Here is an 18328-nt window from a genome sequence, read left to right on the forward strand (position 1 = left end):
ATTTGGGGGGAATGAAGGCCTACTGGATGCGCAGTCCGGCCAGGGCCGGATCTTCGGGGGGGTAGCGCAGGTCCAGCGCTTTGAGGGTGTCGCGCACCAGGGTCGCGATCATCAGGTTGCGGTGGGTCTTGGAGTCGGCCGGCACCACCGTCCAGGGCGCCCAGGGTGTGCTGGTCTCGTGCAGCAGCGATTCGTAGGCCTGCTGGTAGTCGCCCCACTGCTTGCGCACCTCCAGGTCGCCCAGGCTGAATTTCCAGTGTTTGGTGGGGTCGTCCACCCGGTCCTGCAGGCGCTGGCGCTGCTCTTCAAAACCGATGTGCAGCATGCACTTGAGGATCACGGTGCCGGTCTCGGCCAGCAGGCGCTCGAAATCGTTGATCTGGCGGTAGCGCTGGCGGGTCTGTTCGGGCGTGATCCATCCGTTGACCACCGGCACCAGCACGTCTTCGTAGTGGCTGCGGTTGAACACCATGATCTCGCCCGCGCCGGGCACCTTCTGGTGGATGCGCCAGAGGTAGTCGTGATCGCGTTCGGCTTCGGTGGGCGCTTTCCAGCCCACGGTGTGCACGCCCAGCGGGCTGGTGCGTTCGAACACGCCGCGCACGGTGCCGTCCTTGCCGGAGGTGTCCGTGCCCTGCAGGACCAGCAGCAACTTGTAGCGGCCGTCGGCGAAAAACAGGTTCTGCAGCACGTCGAGTTCCTGCGTGAGCACATCGAGCGCGGCCCGGTCGGTGGCCTTGTTGCCCCCCGAGTAGGGCTTGGCGCCCGTGTCCAGGGCGTCGAGCGCCTTGGGCCGGCCGTTCTTGCCGTTTTTGCCTGGGGTCTGGGGCTCGATCTGCCAGTCTTGCCAGCGGCTGCCCCGGGTGGCCCGGATCGCGGCGGCTGGAAAGGGCAACGGGGCATCGCTCGGGCTGGGCATGGCGTCTCCGGTGGGTGGGCAGGCAGGGTGCAACAGGCGCGACCCCACGTCAATCGTTTTGATTGACGTTTACGTAAACGTCATATTAACCCGATTTGCCGGAGAGAGGACGAAGCGGGCAGGGGTATCACCCGCCGGGAGCTGGCTTACTACAATACTTGTTGGGGTATGTCAGCGACCGTTTCGCCCGTGCGGCCGGTCGTGGAGCAGGAGCCCTGTTTCATTCACAGGAAGACCCGATGTCCACCGTCCACGATCCCGAACGCAAGCGAGCCCTGGTCCTGCGCCTCAAGCGCGTGGAAGGTCAGTTGCGGGGTATTCAAAAGTTGATCGAAACCGACGCCGACTGCGAAAAAGTGGCGCAGCAACTCGCCGCCGCCCGCAAGGCGCTGGACAAGACCTTCTTCACCATGGTGGGCTGCGTCATCGCCCAGGGCGATGTCCCCGCGGACGACGTGGCCGACATGCTGGCCCGTTTTTCCTGAGCGGCGCTTGCCCGGATATCCAGAGGGGAAAACCATGAAACCGATACAGCTGTTCGATCCCGATTCCAGCACCTACACCTATGTGCTGTTTGACCAGGTCACGCGCGACGCGATCATCATCGATCCGGTGGACGAGCAGATCGAGCGCGATCTGGCGATCCTGCGCGAGTACGGCCTGAAACTGGTCTGGGCGGTGGAAACCCATGCCCACGCCGACCACATCACCAGCGCGGGCAAGCTCGCCGAGCTGGCCGGAGCCCGAACCGCCGCACCGCAGGGCTGTGGGATCGGCACCGCCGCGGTGCAGCTGCGGCACGGCGACACGCTGCCGTTCGGGCAGGAAGTGCTGCAGGTCCTGCACACCCCGGGCCACACCGCCGGCGGCATGAGCTATGTGTGGCGCAACCACGTCTTCACGGGCGACACCCTGCTCATCAACGGCTGCGGCCGCACCGACTTCCAGTCCGGCAGTGCCGTCGATCTGTACCGCAGCCTGACCCAGGTGCTGTTTGCCCTGCCCGATGACACCATCGTGTGGCCCGGGCACGATTACCAGGGGCGCAAGCATTCCAGCATTGGCCACGAGAAGAAGGGCAATGCCCGCGTGGCGGGCAAGACCGAGGCCGAGTTCGTGGCCCTCATGGACGCGCTCCATCTGCCCAAGCCACGTCGCATCGACGAAGCCGTGCCGGCCAACCTCAGTTCCGGCATTCGCCACGACGCGGACGGCGCGTTGCTCATGCGCCCGCGCCCGGCGCAGGCGGGCTATGCCGGTGACGTGTCGCCTCAGCTGGCCTGGCAGTGGGTGCAGGCGGGCGAGGCGGTGCTGGTGGACGTGCGAACCGATGCCGAGCGCGAATGGGTCGGGTTCGTGCCCGGTGCGGTGGCCGCGGCCTGGAAGCAGTGGCCGGGCATGGCGATGAACCCGGCATTTGACCAACTGGTGAGCCAGGCGGCCAACGGCAGGAAGCTGGTGTTTTTGTGCCGCAGCGGGGTGCGCTCCATTGCCGCGGCCAAGCGCGCCACCGAACTGGGGCTGGAGTCCTACAACGTGCTGGAGGGGTTTGAGGGCGACCCCGACGAGAACGCGCACCGGGGCCGCAAGGGCGGTTGGCGCTACCACGGCCTGCCTTGGCGCCAGAATTGACGACGTCGTGAGTTGACGACGGGGTGAGCACCCCGCCGGGGCGCCGGAGGTTCGTCTTTGCCAACTGTCGGCAGAACGTCACGAAACGCGAGGATAAAGCGTAACAAGACCTGTCAGGGTTAGCAGGTATGTTGTGAATTCCTAACAGATTTCTTTTTTCAATGAGATTTCCCACTCTCAAAGGAGATCTCGATGGAAACGCTTCAACCCGTCCGCGAAAAGTCCCCGGTCGACCCGCCGCTGTCCACTGCGTTGCAGGCCCGCATCGGGCGCGAATTCGCCCCCCGATGGCGAGACACCTGGGGTGGACGTTTCGTTCTCCATGGACGCCCGCCCGGGCCCAACGCCGTGCGTCTGGATGGCAACGACTACCTGAACGTCACCGGGCATCCGGCCATCGTCGCGGCGCAGGTCGAGGCGGTGACGCGCAGCACGGAGTTCGTGGTCCAGTCGGGGGTCTTCCTGCTCCAGCAGCACCCGACGCGCGCGCTGGAAATGGCGCTGGCCGACTGGGTCGGGAAAGAGGACGGCTTCGTCTGCCAGTCGGGCTACGCCGCCAATGTGGGTCTGCTGCAGTCCATCGCGGACGCCAGCACGCCGGTCTACCTTGACACCCTGGCCCACACCTCGCTCTGGGAGGGCGCGCATGCGGCCCGCGCGCCCGCGCACGCGTTCCGGCACAACGATCCGGATCACCTGGACCGGATGCTGGAGAAGAAGGGCGCGGGCATCGTGGTGGTGGACTCGGTCTACAGCACGACGGGCGCGCTCTGCCCTTTGAAGGACATGGTGGAGGTTGCGGAAAAACACGGCAGCATGATCCTGGTGGACGAATCGCATTCGCTGGGAACCCATGGGCCGGGAGGCGCGGGCCTGTGCGCCGAGCTGGGGCTGACGGACCGGGTGCATTTCATCACCGCCAGCCTGGCCAAGGCGGTCGCGGGCCGGGCCGGCTTCTTCAGCGCGCCCGCCAGCATGCGCTACTACATCCTGAGCTCCAGCTACCCCAACATCTTCAGCTCCTGCCTGCTGCCGCCCGAGGTGGCCGGGCTGCAGGCCACGGTGGCGGTGCTGCGCGCGGCCGACGCCGAGCGCGGCCGGCTGCGCTCGGTGACCCGCCGGCTGAGGGACGCGTTCACCCGTCTGGGGTATCCCATTCACCAGGGCACGGAGCAGATCATTTCCCTGGAGGCGGGCACCGAACCCGAGACCATGAAGCTGCGCGACGCCCTGGAGGAACGCGGGGTGTTCGGCGCCATCTTCTGTGCGCCCGCGACGAGCCGCAACCGCGCCATGGTCAGGCTCACGCTCAACGCGTCCCTGACCGACGCCGAGCTGGATCATGTGGTCGACGTGGCGCGGGAAATCGCGCCGCTGGTCAAGCCCTGGGACTGGCCGATCGCGCGCCGCGCCCGAGCCGTCGCCGCGGGCGCTCAGGCGTCCTGAATCACCCGGGCCCCCTGCGCCTCCAGGAAGTTGCGGTAGGGGTAGATGGGCTGCGGCAGGTCGGCCTCGGTCAAGGGGAAGAGGGCAGCGGTCAGCACCGCGTCGTCTCCCATCGACAAGGTCCGCGCCGTGCGAATGGGGCCGGGCAGGTTCAGCTGTTGGTGCAGTTCCACCGCGGGCAGCAACTGCCCGGCCTGCACCGCGCGCACCAGGTCAAAACCCAGACCGGCGGAGTTCGCCAGTTCCGCCAGGTCCGTCAGGCCGGTGGTGGGCTCCAGCTGCAACCATTCGCAACCCCCCGTGGCGTTCAGCCCCAACAGGCCGAAGGGTTCACCCAGCACCACGTATTCCACCCAGCGCTTCTGGGTGTGCGCCTGCAGCGCGTGCGCCACCGAAGGCATCTGCAGTATGGATTGCTGGGTGGGCCGCAGGGCCGCGCGCCAGAGGGTGTTCAGGCGGGGGTGTGGCGCATGGGCGAGCTTGGCCAGGGCCGTCAGCAGACGACCTGAAATGTCCGCGGTCTGCTTGGGGATGAACTGGTCGATCAGTCCGTGGTTGAACGCCTGGATGGCGATCTGTTCGTCGGCGGCGCCCGTCAGCAGCACCCGCGAGCCCGGCCAGTCCAGCAGGGTGTTGAGCACCTTCAGACCGTCGGTGCCGGGCATGGCGTAGTCCACCACGCAGATCTGCGCCAACCGGTAGCGCGACGGGTTGTTGGCCCAGTACCGCAGGACCTGGGGCATCAATGGCTGCCCCTGCCGCCAGCGCTCGATCATCTGGATGTGCAGTCCGGCGTCGGCCTCCCAGCGCGCGGGCTCCTCCCGCATGCGTTCGACAAACCCGGCTGGCCGCGAGTACAGCTCCATCTGCAGGTGGGCGGGAACGACCATGCCGAGCATTTCGAGATAGTCGATGTCGTCGTCGAGAAACAGGATGTTGCCCGGACGCTGAAAGAGGGGAATTTTGATGGCCATATGGGGTTGCTGGTGTGAGCCGATTCAGGCGTCTTTGGGTGTGTCGAGCGGGAGGTCGATCATGAAAACCGCTCCCTCGTTGGGTTCGGAGTGCACGCTGATCTGGCCGTGGGCGGCCTCGACCACGTTCTTGCAGAACGTCAGGCCCAGCCCACTGCCCGCGCCCACCTGGGTGGAGAAAAAGGGTTCAAAAATGCGGTGCAGCTTCTCGTAGGGAATGCCCACGCCGGTATCGGAGACGGCGATGCGCCCCTTGCCATGGTGCAGGCCCACCTGGATGCGCAGGTCGCCGGGTTGGGGGGCTGCGCCCGCCGACGCCAGGGAATGCAGGGCGTTCTTCAGCAGATTGGTGAGCACCTGGGCAAACAGGGGGCGTGAACCCTGAAAGCAGAAATCCTGCTGAATGTGCACCTGCACGCAATCGCGCTCGCGGAATGAGCGGAACGGGTAGTGGCTGACCAGCTCGTTCACCAGCTCGGCGGCCATGATGGCGGACTGCTCGCGCGGCAGGCGCAGCAGCTGGGCGTTGGAGATCTGGGTGTCGATCTGGCGGTTCATGCTGCGCACCAGGTTCTGCAGCCGCCCGGAGAGTTCTTCGATCTTCTTGCGCTTGCTCTCAGGGACGTCGTGCTGCACCAGATTGCGCAACACGTCGCCCATCAGATTGACGGTGGCCAGCGGCGTGCGCAGTTCGTGCGCCATCACGCCCATGGTGCTCAGCGTGTTGAACAGGCGCGCGCGGCGCAGGTTGGCGCTGGAAAAACCCAGCATCACACCCATCACACTGCCAAAGGCGATCACGACGATGTTCGCGAGGGGCTCGCGCCAGGGGGCGCTGTTCACATGCATGAGACCCGCTGTGGCCCAGCCTGCCAGTCCGCCCGTGATCAGGCCCAGCGAAGCCAGGCGCCAGTCGGTTGCGTGGTAGTAGATCAGGATCATGGCGGTCAGGCTGGCCAGCCAGACCTGATTGCCGTCGTTCATGCAGTACATCCAGGTGAAGAACCAGGGCAGCTGGACCCAGGTCGCCACAGTGAACAGCCAACCGCTTTGCTGCGAGGCCGGCTCTTTGTAGACGGCCGGCAACAGGTACAGCAGCGCCAGCAGGGCCATGGCGGCGCGCACGCCAGGGTTTTCGTACGGCTGGGGCAGCCACCGCCCCCACACCCAGGCAAAAATGATGTGCCCGAAAAAGGTAAACGCGCCAATCCAGATCAGCCGATTGCTGGATGGGTGCAAAATAGGCTCCAGCGGGGCGCGGATGATCTCGTCCAGCACCCAATGCCAGAGTCGGGCTCCGGCACTTTGAACCCACAAACGGTCCATCGGCAACATGTACTCCTTCAACAAAGACAGCCAACGGGCCGTGACATCCCCCCCACTGTCACTGTTGCAATGCATTGTCCGTGCAACAGTGTGCAACGCAACATGACTTTGCCTGTCAACTTTGACAGTGTGGGCGTAGACGCCATTCTGGCCGATTGGGTCTGCGCGCTGCAGGAGCAGGGCGTGGAAGCCGTGGTGGTGCTGGGCCCCAATCCGATGGCGGGGAGCGACGAACGCGATGTGCTGGCGGTGCACCCCCCGCGGCTGCTCGGGCCGGCCTCGGCGCTGGCCGAGAGCCGGGACTTTGGCGCCAGCTGGCGCGAAAGCGACGCACCACTGGTGGCCTGGCAGGACATCTCCAAATCGGCCTTTGAACAAAGTGGTCGCTGGCGCCGCCTCTGGCTGGCCCACGGATACCAGACCCTGGTGCGGGTGGCCTTCACCTTGCCAGCCGGGCGGGCCTTCGAGTGCTTCATGTTCAGCCCACGCGCTTTTGCCGATCGTTCGGAGGCCGCGGTGCTGGCCTGGTCGGCCTACAACGTCTGGCCCATGCTCAGGCGCGCCATCGCCGAGCAGCGGGTCAACCTGAGTCCGCGTGAGCAGGAAAGCCTGAACCTGGCGTTCGAGGGGCTCACCGCGCGCGAAACCGCGCAGCGGATGGATTGTTCCGAACGCACCGTGAACTACCACCTGGCCAACGCCATGGCCAAGCTGCAGACCGACAACAAGCTCGCGGCCGTGCAGCGCGCCTGCTGGATCGGCCTGATCTGAGCGCCTGGCACCGGCCGGGTCAGACGATGCTGCACCGCCGCAACTTCACGGTGGTCGCGTGGTGATAATGCGCCCATGACTTTTCTGGCCCTGGACGTTGGAAACACCCGCCTGAAGTGGGCCCTCTACGATGCGCCCCGTGTGGGCGCGAGGCTGTTGGCCCATGGCGCGCAGTTCCTGGAAAACATCGAGAAGCTGGCCGAAGGCGACTGGAACGCCCTTCCCGCCCCGCAATGGGTGGTGGGCTGCATCGTGGCGGGAGACGCGGTGAAAGGCCGGGTGCAGGAGCAACTGGAACTGTGGGACGTGACGCCGCAGTGGGTGGTCTCCAGCCTCAGCGAAGCGGGCGTGATCAACGGATACGACCATCCTGCGCGTCTGGGATCGGACCGCTGGGTCGCCATGATCGGCGCGCGCCAGCGGCTGCTGGCCCGGGGGCCGGCGCGTCCCTGTGTGGTGGTGATGGTGGGCACGGCGGTCACGGTCGAGGCCATCGACGCCGAGGGCCGCTTCCTGGGCGGCATCATCCTGCCGGGCCACGGCATCATGCTGCGCGCGCTGGAGTCGGGCACGGCCGGTCTGCATGTGCCCACCGGCGACGTGCGCGACTTCCCCACCAACACCAGCGACGCGCTCACCAGTGGCGGCACCTTCGCCATCGCGGGCGCCGTGCAGCGCATGGTGGAGAACCTGCAGCGCCACTGCGGCGAACCGCCGGTGGTGTTCATGACCGGTGGTGCGGGCTGGAAAATGGCACCCAGCATGTCCACCCCCTGCGAACTGGTGGACAGCCTGATCTTTGACGGCCTGTTGGAAATCGCCAGTAGAAGAGTGGGGTAGTCACGCTCCCCCCGCGCCGCGCCTAAGGGCGCGTCACCCCCCAGGGGGCGGCACTGGCGGCCCGGCAAAGCCGGTTCCGCGGTGCCCTGGCACCAACTCCCCCTCCGGCGCGGCATGTCTTCCACCCAGGATGCGGTGGAACCGGCTTCGCCGGGCCACTCGCATCGCCCCCTGGGGGGTGACGCGCCCTTAGGCGCGGCGCGGGGGGGTCAATCCCGTCCCCAGGGCAACATCAGCGTCAGGGTGAGCAGCCGGGCGAACTCCGGTGTGAACTGGTCGATGATGCGCTGTGGGTCGGGGCACAGGGTGGTGTCGGCGATCACGCCGAATTGCACGCCGCCGCCATAGCTGAGGATCGACACGCCCAGACCCACCGTGCCGGATTGCGGTACCCAGAACATGGTCTGCTCCAGCGTGGCACCACACAGTTTCATCTTGTGGGCCGGGCCGGGCACGTTGGTCATGACGGCCGTGGTCTTGCGACCGAACAGGCTGAGCATCGCGTCCTGCGCGGGCTTGACCAGCAGCCCGGCCACCGACAGCAGGCCAAAGGTCAGCAAGGGTTGCAGACTGCCCTTGAGGTCGTTCATGCGCGCCCGCACCGCGAACACACGTTCGATCGGGTTGTCGATGCCGATGGGCAGCACCAGCGGCACCAGTCCAAAACGGTTGCCCAGCTTCCAGGCGTCCGCCATCGGGCGCAGGTTGATCGGCACCATGGCGCGGATTTCCTGGCCCTGGGGGTTGTCGCCGTGGGCGCGCAGATAGGCGCCGATGGCGCCGGCCACGCAGCTGAGCAGCACGTCGTTGACCGAGCAGTTCAAGGCCTTGCCGATGGCTTTGACCTCGTCCAGCGGGATGGGCTCGCACCAGGCGACGCGCTTGGCGCGTCCGGGCTGACCCTTGAGCCGGGTCGGTGAGTCGTCGGGCATGAGCGCCAGAGCAGCCAGATCGCTGGCGAGCTGGCCGCCCATGCGGGCCACTTCCATCGCCTGCCCCAGGGTATCGTTCAGGCCCTGCTGGGGCGCCGCCAGCAGGGCCAATGATTTGGCCGCGCCACCGCCCGCGACTTCCAGCGCCCGCGCGGTCAGGTCGCCCAAGGGGCGGATCAGCGTGTCGGCCACCCAGTCCTCGGCCGCGTCCAGACCGGTCTTGGCCGGTTTGGACGCCTTGCGCTGCGGCGGCAGCGCGCCGCCATCGACCAGGCTCATCATCACGCTGATCAGGGCAATGCCGTCGGCGATGCAGTGGTGGATGCGCGCGATCAGCGCCGAGCCACCGTCGTACCGCTCGATCAGGTCAAACCGCCACAGCGGGTGCCGGTGGTCCAGTGGCTGCATCGCGAGTTCGGCCACACGGTCCTGCAGCGCGTCCTGTTCGCTCTGGCCGCGCTGGCGCGTGAGGGTGTGGGTGACCACGTGGCGTTCCAGGCGAAAGTCGGGGTCGTCCATCCAGTGCGCGCCCGCTGCGTCTTCGCGGGCCGCCTGCACAAAGCGGCGGTAGGGCAGCAGGCGCTCGCGCACGCGCTCGGCCAGCGCCGCATGGGTGATGCCAGGGCGCAGGATCCAGACCCCGACGATCATCATCAGGTTGGACGGCGAGTCCATGCGCAGCCAGGCGGTGTCGACCTTGCTCATGCGTTCGCCCTCCAGCCCCAGTGTGCTGGCCAGCGTCTGCACGGCGCCGCGGGCGGTGGTCGGAGGTGTTTTCTTTCGGGGGCTCTTCCGTGCCGCGGACGGTGGGACCGCCGCCGAGGCAGTGGCGGCTGGGGCAACGCGCTGGACCATGTCATCTCCGGTGGCCTGGGGCCTCACGGCACCACCCGAGGGGCGGCGTGTGGGCTCGGCATGTTGTGGGTGTTTGCGTCTATTTTGCCGTCAGGGCAGCCCGTAAGATACCGGGCCAGCCCTGATGCCGTGCGGTATGTGCAACGCATCGGGCGCCTTCAGCCCCACCAGGAGACCCTGCATGTCCGACCTCAAGACCCGTTTCGATGCCGCCGTGGCCAACTCCAAGAACCTCAGCGAGCGTCCCGACAACGCCACGCTGCTGAAGATCTACGCGCTGTACAAGCAGGCCACCGCGGGTGACAACGCCGAGAAGAAGCCGGGCTTCGGCGACATGGTGGGCCGTGCCAAATGGGACGCTTGGAACGGCCTCAAGGGCACGTCGGGCGACGACGCGATGCAGCAGTACGTCGACCTGATCGAATCACTGAGCTGAAAAACCACCCCCGCCGGGCAGCGCGCGACGCCTTCAAGGGGGCAACGTGATGCGGTCCGGCAAAGCCGGGATCAACGCGTTCTGGGTCATGCACTGCACTCCGGCGGAGTGGGTGTTTGACCGCTGGACGGTGAACGCTTGAAGAAGGCCTGCGCGCGCTCAGGCCTTTTTCTTTTTGGCCGCTGATTTGCTGGCGGGTTTTTGGGTCGTCAGCAACTCGTCGAGGTTCTTCACGATCTCGCCTTCAATGCGGTCCTTGAAGGCGCCGAGCAGAAACCCCAGCTTGGCGTCGAGTTCGAAGTGATCGTCCGACACCCGAAGCGTGCCGTTCACGCCGGTGCGGCTGAATTGCACTTCGTCGCAGTCGCCGCCTTCTTCGTAGGTGCAGCTCATGTCGAAGTCGGCTTCGGCCTGTTCGGCCCATTTCCAGGCCACTTTGCGCGCGCCGGCCAGGCCCAGGTGGTGATTGCGTCGGATGTGGATGTCGGCCATGGGATGTTTCGTGGAGGTGAATCGTCAAGGGTGAGCCGTCGGGGTGGGGGCCGGTTGTCCGGCCGCCACCGTCGCCTCGCTCGGGAGGGACAGTCGCCGCAGCGCCGCATGCCGCTCTTCCTGCGGTTGTTGCGCCAGCGCGCGCACCGCATCATAAAACCGGCGGAAATCCCGGCCCTCGCGTTCGAACAGGGCCTCAAAGCCCGGCACCAGCGTGTCGTAGGCGGCCTGGGCGCCGAAGCTGGCGTTGTTGGCGCGAGCGACCCAGGCGTCGTAGCCGGCGTAACCGTTCCAGCGCTGCCTGAGCGTCTGGTAGGTCTGGTGGAAGTCGGCCATCGCCGCAGACTTGCGGCGGGTTTTTTCGGCGTCGTCGATGGCGGTGTCGGCAAAGATGCCTTCCAGCCGCTGCCGCACCGCGTAGGTGAGGGCGCGGAACTCGTGCCGACGCGCATCGAAAGCCGCGTATTCGCGGCGCGCCGTTTCGCTGGCGTGGTGCGCCAACCAGCGCTCGCCGCCCAGGCGTTCGACCGCGGTGGCGAACGACTCGTTGAACACCATGTCGCCTTTGGCGTAGAGCACCTGGTGGGCCAGTTCGTGGAACACGATGCGCGCCAGTTCGCCCTCGGGGTAGCCAATGAAGGTGTTGAGCAGCGGATCGCCGCCGGCCCAGTTCATCCAGCCCAGCGTGGAGTAGGCCGGCACCGGGTACACCACGGACTCCAGCTCCTCGGGCAGGCTTCGGGCGAAGGCCTGGGCCTGGGTTTCGTCGAAATAGCCGCGGTAGCCCACACAGCCCACCACGGGGAAGCACCAGCTCTGCAGCGTGAGCGACAGCGCGGGGGCGGCCACGACGTTGTAGACCGCGGCCTTGCGGTGCAGATCGGCGTAGCGGTGGTAGCTGGCGTTGTCGGGCAGGGCCAGTTCGGCCGCGGCGAAGCGCCGGATGCGCTGGGCCAGGGCCAGCCGCTGCCGCAGCGCGGGCGGGGTCTGTGCGTCGTCAAGCCAGTCCTGCAGCGGGCGGGCGGCCTGCATGATCCGCAGATGGCCGGAGACCGATTGCCAGTAATAGCCCACCCCGGTGCCGGGGCTCGCGCAGCCCGACAGGCCCGGCGCCAGCACGACCAGCAGGCCGGTGATGCTGAACAAGGCGCGCACGGACGACATGGGCGCCGCCTTCAGGTGCCGGTTGCGACGCCGGCCACTTCCACCAGGCAGTCGTAGAACACCGGGCCGCGTCCCAGGTCGGTCAGCCGCTGGCTGGTCACCTGGTTGACGTTGGTGCCGGACGGGCCGAGCTTGCGCCACCAGATGCCCAGGCCATTGACCACGCCGGGGCGCGCGCGCGGCGACACCTTGGCCTTGCAGCGGTATTCGCCCCGGTCGTTGAAGATGCGCACCATCTGGCCGCTGGCGATGCCGCGCGCCTGGGCGTCGTCGGCGTGGATCTCCAGCACCGGTTCGCCCTCGATGTCGCGCAGGCTTTTCACGTTGACAAAACTGGAGTTGAGGAAATTGCGCGCGGGCGGCGAGATCATGGCCAGCGGGTAGTGCGCGCTGCTGCCGGCGGGTTCGTGGTTGGGCAGGTGGTCGGGCAGACCGTCCAGGCCCTGAGCCGCCAGCCGCGCGCTGAAAAACTCGCAGCGACCCGACGGCGTGGGAAAGCCGCCGTGGGCAAACGGTGCCTCGGGCAAGGGCAGGGTGGCGAAGCCGTGTTCCAGCAATTGATCGAAGTCCACCGCGTCGCCGAACACGGTGCGGCACAGGGTTTCATCGCTGTCTTGAAAGCAGGGTTCGTCAAAACCCAGGCGCGCGGCCAGGGCGCGAAAGACGTCGGTGTTGCTGCGCGCCTGCCCCAGCGGCGCGATGGCGGGCCGGTTGAGCAGCACGTCGGTGTGGCCGTAGCTGGTATGGATGTCCCAGTGTTCCAGCTGGGTGGTGGCGGGCAGGATGTAGTCCGCCAGGTCGGCGGTGTCGGTCTGGAAATGCTCCAGCACCACGGTGAAGAGGTCTTCGCGCGCGAACCCCTGCACCACCTTGCCCGACTCGGGCGCCACCGCCACCGGGTTGCTGTTGTAGACGATCAGCGCTTCGATCTTCGGGCCGAAGGCCGACGACGTCTCGCGCAGCAGGTCGTCGCCGATGGTGACCATGTTGATGGTGCGCGGGGTGCGCCCGGCCAGCAGGTCGGGCCGGTGCAGCGCCGCGCGTTTCACCGGGAACTGGCCCGAGGACGACAGCAGCAGGCCGCCGGCCCGGTGCCGCCAGGCGCCCACCAGCGCTGGCAGGCAGGCGATGGCGCGCACCGCGTTGCCGCCGCCGCGCACCCGCTGCATGCCGTAGTTCAGCCGGATCGCCGCGGGTTGGGTGTTGCCATAGGCGCGCGCCAGCTCGGTGATCTGCTGAACGGGAATGCCGCAGACCTCGGCGGCGCGCTCGGGCGGCCACTGCAGGGCACGCTCGCGCAGGCCTTCCCAGCCCAGGGTGTGGTGTTCGATGTAGTCGTGGTCCAGCCAGTCGTGCACGATCAGCTCGTGCATCAGCGCCAGCGCCAGCGCGGCGTCGGTGCCCGGGCGCAGGGCGATGTGTTCGTGGCACTTGTCGGCGGTCTCGGTGCGGCGCGGGTCGATGCAGACCAGTCGCGCACCGTCGCGTTTGGCCTGCTGGGCCAGACGCCAGAAATGCAGGTTGCTGGCGATGGAGTTGCTGCCCCAGATCAGGATCAGTTTGGCCTCGGCGAAGAACTCGACCTTCATGCCCACTTTGCCGCCCAGGGTGTGGGTCAGGCCCTCGCCGCCCGCGGTGGCGCAGATGGTGCGGTCCAGGTGCGAGGCGCCGAGCCGGTGGAAAAAGCGCGCCGCCATGCCTTCGCCCTGTACCTGGCCCATGGTGCCGGCGTAGCTGTAGGGCAGGATGGCCTGCGGGTCGCGCGCGGCGATGGCTTTGAGCCGGGTGGCGATGTCGTCCAGCGCGTCGTCCCAGCCCACGGGTTCAAACCGGCCACTGCCCTTGGGGCCCACGCGCTTGAGCGGTTGCAGGATGCGCTCGGGGTGGTAGCTGCGCTCGGTGTAGCGCGATACCTTGGTGCACAGCGCACCATCGGTGTGCCGGTGCGCCGGATTGCCCTGCACCCGCAGGGCCACGCCGTGGTTGACCGTGGTCAGCAGGGCGCAAGTGTCGGGGCAGTCGTGCGGACAGGCGCCACGCACCACGGTGTCCATCGGGTCGCCGCCGCCGGGGGTCGGGGTGTCGATCATGGGTGTAAAAAAATGTTGTACGCTGGGCATCCTGTTGAGCATGGTTTTTGCTGTGCACAAACCGGTCCCAAATCAGCATAGCAGGAGATTCAGTATGCAACGTCGCCAGGCACTTTCAACCGTGTGCAAGCTCGTGGGTTCCTCTGCCTTGGGGGTATGGGGAGGGGCGGCACAGGCGCAAAGTCAGGGTGTGAGCGACAGTGCCATCGTGCTGGGGCAGTCGGGGCCCTTCACCGGCCCTTCGGCCCAGTTGGGCCTCCAGTTCCATATCGGGGCTCAGCTGTACCTGGAGCAGGTCAACGCTCAGGGCGGTGTTCATGGGCGGCGCATCGAGATCAAGCGCCTGGACGACGGCTACGAGCCCGAGCGCTGCGTGGCGAACACGAAGCAGTTCATTGCTGACGGCGTGTTTGCCCTGTTCGGCTATGTGGGCACACCCACCAGCCTCGCGGCCCTGCCGGTGGCGACCGCGGCCAAACTGCCCCTTTTTGCGCCTTTCACCGGTGCGCAGGCGCTGCGCGAACCGTTCAACCGCTACGTCATCCACGTGCGAGCCTCGTATTTCGAAGAGACAGCCGCCATCGTGCGCCAGATCACTTCGGTAGGCATCAAGAGGGTGGCGGTCTTCTACCAGAACGACGCTTATGGCGCGGCAGGCCTCGAGGGCGTGCAACGTGCGCTCAAGACGCTGGACCTGGAGCCCGCCGTGGTCGGCACCGTGGAGCGCAACAGCACCGACGTGACCCAGGCGCTGAAGGACATCTTGGCCGTCAAGCCCGAAGCCGTCGTGCAGGTCGGTGCCTACAAGGCCTGCGCGACCTTCATTCGGTTGGCGCGGCAGCAAGGGTACTCCGGCAATTTCTACAACGTCTCCTTCGTCGGCACCCAGGCCTTGCTCGATGAACTGGGTTCCGTGGCGAAAGGGGTGTCGGTCAGCCAGGTGATGCCCTTCCCCTATTCGCCGGCCACCCCGGTGTCGGGCGAGTACCTGACGGCGCTCAAGGACAAGCGGGGCCTGTCGCCGAACTACTCGGGCATGGAGGGCTTCGTCGCGGCCAAGGTGCTGGTCGAGGCGCTCAAGCGCGCGGGGCGCGGCGTCACCCGCGAGGGCTTCATCGACGCCATCGACGGCATGAAGAACGTGAACCTAGGTGGTTTCCCGGTCGATTTTGGCCCTCAGAAGCACACCGGCTCGCGCTTCGTTGAGCTCACCCTGCTGACCGAAGACGGTCGCGTGCGGCGCTAAAGCGGCTGCCCCGCCGGGCAGCAGGGTTGTCGCCTGGCGGACCACCCGGTTGTGTTGCTTGGGTACCATGGGCGCTTGATTTTCAGCCCTCCAAGGTCCCCATGAAACTGATCGATTCCATCCTCACACAGGCCGCCGGCATCGCCGCCCTGCGGCGCGACATCCACGCCCATCCCGAGCTCTGTTTTGAAGAGGTGCGCACCGCCGACGTGGTGGCGCAACAGCTCACCGACTGGGGCATTCCGGTGCACCGCGGCATGGGCACCACCGGGGTGGTGGGCATCGTGCACGGCCGCGATGGCGGGGCCTGTGGCCGGGCGATCGGCCTGCGCGCGGACATGGACGCCCTGCCCATGCAGGAGCACAACCACTTCGCCCATGCGAGCCAGCATGCCGGCAAGATGCACGCCTGCGGCCACGACGGGCATACCGCCATGCTGCTGGCCGCGGGCCAGCATTTCGCGAAACACCGCCACTTTGACGGCACGGTCTACCTGATTTTCCAGCCGGCCGAGGAGGGTGGGGGCGGTGCGCGCGAGATGATCAAGGACGGCCTGTTCGAGCAGTTTCCGGTGGAGGCGGTGTTCGGCATGCACAACTGGCCGGGCCTGCCGGTGGGCAGTTTCGCCGCCAGCACGGGGCCGGTGATGGCGTCGAGCAACGACTTTCGCATCGAAATCCGTGGCAAGGGCGCACACGCCGCGTTGCCGCACAACGGCATCGACCCGGTGCCCGTGGCCTGCCAGATGGTGATGGCCTTCCAGACCATCATCACGCGCAACAAGAAGCCGTTGGACGCGGGCGTGATCTCCGTGACCATGATCCACACCGGCGAGGCCAACAACGTGGTGCCCGACCACTGTGTGATCCAGGGCACGGTGCGCACCTTCACCTACGAGGTGCTGGACCTGATCGAGCGCCGCATGCGGGAGATCGCCGAACACACTTGCGCGGCCTTTGGTGCGGGCTGCGAGTTCCACTTTCACCGCAACTACCCGCCCACCGTCAACCACGCAGAGCAGACCGCGTTCGCGCGCGGCGTCATGGCCGACATCGTGGGGCCCGACCGGGTGCTGGACCAGGAGCCCACCATGGGCGCGGAGGACTTCGCCTACATGCTGCAGGCGCGGCCGGGCTGCTACGCCTTCATCGCCAACGGCGACGGCGTGCACCGCGACATGGGCCACGGCGACGGGCCCTGCATGCTGCACAACCCGAGCTACGACTTCAACGACGACCTGATTCCGCTGGGAGCGACCTACTGGGTGCGGCTGGCCGAACAATGGCTGGGCCAGCCGCGCACCGGGGGCGCGGCGTGATCGGCCCGCAGCGCGCTTTTTCGTCCTCTTACGCCCGCGCACGGGTGCAGTTCCTGGAAGGCGCCGCCGCGGCCGGCATGGCCATCCGCAGCCACAACCACCCCCTCCTGGGCCGGGACGGCGAAACGCTGGCGATGGACGTGGCGCTCGACGGTCCGGCCGACGCCCGGCAACTGCTGATCGTCAGCAGCGCCTGCCACGGGGTCGAGGGCTACTGCGGCTCCGGCGTGCAGGTGTTCGCCGCCCACGACGCCGAGTGGCGCGAGCACGCGCGTGCGGCCGGCGTGGCCGTGCTCTACATCCATGCGCTCAACCCCCATGGTTTTTCCTTCGTGCGCCGCGTGACGCACGAGAACGTGGACCTGAACCGCAACTTCCAGGATTTCTCGCAACCCTTGCCCGCCAACCCGGCCTATGCGGATCTGCACGCGCTGTTGTTGCCCGACACCTGGCCGCCCGGGCCCGACAACCAGGCCGCCGTCGACGCCACCATCGAGGCGCACGGACTGGCGGCCTACCAGGCGGCGGTGACGCAAGGGCAGCACCGGTTTCCCGACGGGCTGTTCTTCGGCGGCACCTCGCCCACCTGGAGCAACCGGACCCTGCGCCAGGTGCTGCGCCAATACGGTGGCCAGGCCCGGCAGATCGCCTGGATCGATCTGCACACCGGCCTGGGGCCCAGCGGCGTGGGCGAGCGCATCTTCGCCTGCCGCGATGACGCGGTCGCGTTGGCGCGCGCGCGGGCCTGGTGGGGCGGTGACGGGCAGACGCCGGTGACGTCCATCTACGACGGCACCTCCACCTCGGCCCGGCTCAGCGGCCTGATGTGGGGCGCGGTCTACGAAGAGTGCGCGCAGGCCGAGTACACCGGCATCGCCATGGAGTACGGCACGGTGCCGATCCTGGACGTGATCGACGCCCTGCGGGGCGACCACTGGCTGCACCTGCACCCCGATGCCCCGGCCGAGCTGCGGCGGGCCATTCAGCAGCGCATGATGGATGCGTTTTACGTGGACACCGACCTCTGGCGCGCCCAGATCGTGGCGCAGGCGCGGCAGGCGCTGTTCCAGGCGGTGGACGGCTTGAAGGCATCTGTCCTGGGTTGATGTGCGTGGGGCCAGGGCTCCGCGTCGCCCCGGCGCAGCCGGCCCCAGTGGGGTGTCAGGCTCGCGCTGTCGACCGGTATTCACCGGCGTGGCGGCCGCGGGTTCCTTGGGCCGAGGTCACGCGGGGCTGTTGTAGGGGCCGCTGAGCTGCAGCAGGTGCTGTCGTTGGTCGGCCCCGAGGTAGGGGGCCAGCAGGTTGAGCACGTGGTGGGCGCCGCGCATGAGCGCCTGCTGGGCCTGCTCGGGTTCCAGGGCGTGGCGTGGATCGCGCACGTATTCGAAGCTCAGCCAGTAGGTGAGCACCACCACCATGCAATTGGCCGTGGGCTCCAGCTCGCGGGCGTCGATGTCCAGCCCGCCATGCCGGCCCATGCCGGCGAGCAGGGTGCGCACCGCGCGGGTCTTGTTTTTCAGCACGGTCTGGAAATGGGTTTCAAGCAGCCGGTTCTTGGACAGCAGGTCGTTGAGGTCCCGGTACAGGAAACGGTATTCCCAGATGAGCTCGAACAGCGAGTGCATGAAGAACCAGGCGTCCTCCACGTTGCGCACGCCATCGGAGGCGCCCAGCAGATCGCCGAGTGCGCGCTCGTAGCGCTCGAACAGCGAGTTGATCAGCTCGTCCTTGGCCGGGTAGTGGTAGTACAGGTTGCCGGGGCTGATGCCAAGTTCGGCCGAGATGAGCGTGGTCGAGACATTGGGCTCGCCAAAGCGGTTGAACAGCTCCAGCGTGACCTCCAGGATGCGTTCGGCGGTGCGGCGGGGGGCTTTCTTCACCATGGG

At 67.2% G+C, this 18328-nt stretch carries 17 protein-coding genes and 1 pseudogene; 10 read left to right on the plus strand and 8 right to left on the minus strand.

Annotation, left to right across the window (positions count from 1 at the left end; all coding sequences use genetic code 11):
- Window positions 1-19 precede the first annotated feature (19 nt).
- Window positions 20-919, minus strand: a complete 900-nt coding sequence (locus KIH07_RS07615; RefSeq protein WP_226491398.1) for a PPK2 family polyphosphate kinase — start codon at window positions 917-919, stop codon at window positions 20-22.
- A gap of 239 nt (window positions 920-1158) precedes the next feature.
- Here KIH07_RS07615 and KIH07_RS07620 point away from each other — a divergent pair, with 239 nt between their 5' ends.
- The 4 genes and pseudogenes from KIH07_RS07620 to cqsA all read left to right on the plus strand — a co-directional run bounded on the left by KIH07_RS07620 (window position 1159) and on the right by cqsA (window position 3997).
- Entirely contained in the window at window positions 1159-1404 is a 246-nt protein-coding gene (locus KIH07_RS07620; RefSeq protein WP_068167453.1) for a metal-sensitive transcriptional regulator, read from the plus strand.
- Between the two features lie 34 nt (window positions 1405-1438).
- A pseudogene (locus tag KIH07_RS07625) lies at window positions 1439-1939 on the plus strand (MBL fold metallo-hydrolase); the annotation flags it as partial.
- A gap of 204 nt (window positions 1940-2143) precedes the next feature.
- Window positions 2144-2551 (plus strand): rhodanese-like domain-containing protein, encoded by a 408-nt coding sequence (locus tag KIH07_RS07630; protein ID WP_226494643.1) that lies wholly within the window; start codon window positions 2144-2146, stop codon window positions 2549-2551.
- A gap of 192 nt (window positions 2552-2743) precedes the next feature.
- Window positions 2744-3997 (plus strand): alpha-hydroxyketone-type quorum-sensing autoinducer synthase, encoded by a 1254-nt coding sequence (cqsA, locus tag KIH07_RS07635; RefSeq protein ID WP_226491399.1) that lies wholly within the window; start codon window positions 2744-2746, stop codon window positions 3995-3997.
- Here the strand turns inward: cqsA and KIH07_RS07640 are convergent.
- Both KIH07_RS07640 and KIH07_RS07645 read right to left on the minus strand, forming a co-directional pair.
- Complete coding sequence (locus KIH07_RS07640) at window positions 3985-4971, minus strand: response regulator (RefSeq protein WP_226491400.1); 987 nt, start codon at window positions 4969-4971, stop codon at window positions 3985-3987. The genes cqsA and KIH07_RS07640 overlap by 13 nt on opposite strands.
- A 24-nt stretch (window positions 4972-4995) precedes the next feature.
- Entirely contained in the window at window positions 4996-6297 is a 1302-nt protein-coding gene (locus KIH07_RS07645; RefSeq protein ID WP_226491401.1) for a sensor histidine kinase, read from the minus strand.
- A 102-nt stretch (window positions 6298-6399) separates the two neighbouring features.
- Here KIH07_RS07645 and KIH07_RS07650 point away from each other — a divergent pair, with 102 nt between their 5' ends.
- Together KIH07_RS07650 and KIH07_RS07655 are read left to right on the plus strand one after the other, a co-directional pair.
- The gene (locus KIH07_RS07650) at window positions 6400-7068 is read left to right on the plus strand and encodes a helix-turn-helix transcriptional regulator (RefSeq protein WP_226491402.1); all 669 of its coding nucleotides are present in this window, start codon (window positions 6400-6402) and stop codon (window positions 7066-7068) included.
- Window positions 7069-7143: 75 nt separating this feature from the next.
- Window positions 7144-7908: a type III pantothenate kinase gene (locus KIH07_RS07655; protein ID WP_226491403.1), complete on the plus strand. Its 765-nt coding sequence runs from the start codon at window positions 7144-7146 to the stop codon at window positions 7906-7908.
- Window positions 7909-8117: 209 nt separating this feature from the next.
- Here the strand turns inward: KIH07_RS07655 and KIH07_RS07660 are convergent, their stop codons facing one another.
- Window positions 8118-9545 carry a wax ester/triacylglycerol synthase family O-acyltransferase gene (locus tag KIH07_RS07660; protein ID WP_226491404.1) on the minus strand — a complete coding sequence of 476 codons (1428 nt, stop codon included), beginning with the start codon at window positions 9543-9545 and terminating at the stop codon, window positions 8118-8120.
- 331 nt (window positions 9546-9876) lie between these two features.
- Here KIH07_RS07660 and KIH07_RS07665 point away from each other — a divergent pair, with 331 nt between their 5' ends.
- Window positions 9877-10131, plus strand: a complete 255-nt coding sequence (locus tag KIH07_RS07665; RefSeq protein WP_068167447.1) for an acyl-CoA-binding protein — start codon at window positions 9877-9879, stop codon at window positions 10129-10131.
- Between the two features lie 159 nt (window positions 10132-10290).
- Here KIH07_RS07665 and KIH07_RS07670 read toward each other — a convergent pair whose 3' ends face one another.
- Genes KIH07_RS07670 through KIH07_RS07680 form a run of 3 tightly spaced genes read right to left on the minus strand, consistent with a single transcriptional unit; the run spans window position 10291 to window position 13877 of the window.
- On the minus strand, window positions 10291-10623 hold the full coding sequence (locus KIH07_RS07670) for a polyhydroxyalkanoic acid system family protein (protein ID WP_226491405.1): 333 nt from the start codon (window positions 10621-10623) through the stop codon (window positions 10291-10293).
- 24 nt (window positions 10624-10647) lie between these two features.
- On the minus strand, window positions 10648-11787 hold the full coding sequence (locus KIH07_RS07675) for an aminopeptidase (RefSeq protein WP_226491406.1): 1140 nt from the start codon (window positions 11785-11787) through the stop codon (window positions 10648-10650).
- A gap of 11 nt (window positions 11788-11798) precedes the next feature.
- On the minus strand, window positions 11799-13877 hold the full coding sequence (locus tag KIH07_RS07680; RefSeq protein WP_226491407.1) for a molybdopterin-dependent oxidoreductase: 2079 nt from the start codon (window positions 13875-13877) through the stop codon (window positions 11799-11801).
- Window positions 13878-13971: 94 nt separating this feature from the next.
- Between KIH07_RS07680 and KIH07_RS07685 the strand changes: the two genes are divergently transcribed.
- The 3 genes from KIH07_RS07685 to KIH07_RS07695 all read left to right on the plus strand — a co-directional run bounded on the left by KIH07_RS07685 (window position 13972) and on the right by KIH07_RS07695 (window position 17548).
- Window positions 13972-15123 (plus strand): ABC transporter substrate-binding protein, encoded by a 1152-nt coding sequence (locus KIH07_RS07685; RefSeq protein WP_264181818.1) that lies wholly within the window; start codon window positions 13972-13974, stop codon window positions 15121-15123.
- Window positions 15124-15224: 101 nt separating this feature from the next.
- On the plus strand, window positions 15225-16442 hold the full coding sequence (locus KIH07_RS07690; protein ID WP_226491409.1) for a M20 aminoacylase family protein: 1218 nt from the start codon (window positions 15225-15227) through the stop codon (window positions 16440-16442).
- Complete coding sequence (locus tag KIH07_RS07695; RefSeq protein WP_226491410.1) at window positions 16439-17548, plus strand: M14 family metallopeptidase; 1110 nt, start codon at window positions 16439-16441, stop codon at window positions 17546-17548. Before KIH07_RS07690 ends, KIH07_RS07695 begins: the two co-directional genes overlap by 4 nt.
- A gap of 117 nt (window positions 17549-17665) precedes the next feature.
- Here KIH07_RS07695 and KIH07_RS07700 read toward each other — a convergent pair whose 3' ends face one another.
- The gene (locus KIH07_RS07700) at window positions 17666-18325 is read right to left on the minus strand and encodes a TetR/AcrR family transcriptional regulator (RefSeq protein ID WP_226491411.1); all 660 of its coding nucleotides are present in this window, start codon (window positions 18323-18325) and stop codon (window positions 17666-17668) included.
- Between the last annotated feature and the right edge of the window lie 3 nt (window positions 18326-18328).

It is taken from the genome of Hydrogenophaga taeniospiralis (assembly GCF_020510445.1).
Classification (GTDB): Bacteria; Pseudomonadota; Gammaproteobacteria; order Burkholderiales; family Burkholderiaceae_C; genus Hydrogenophaga.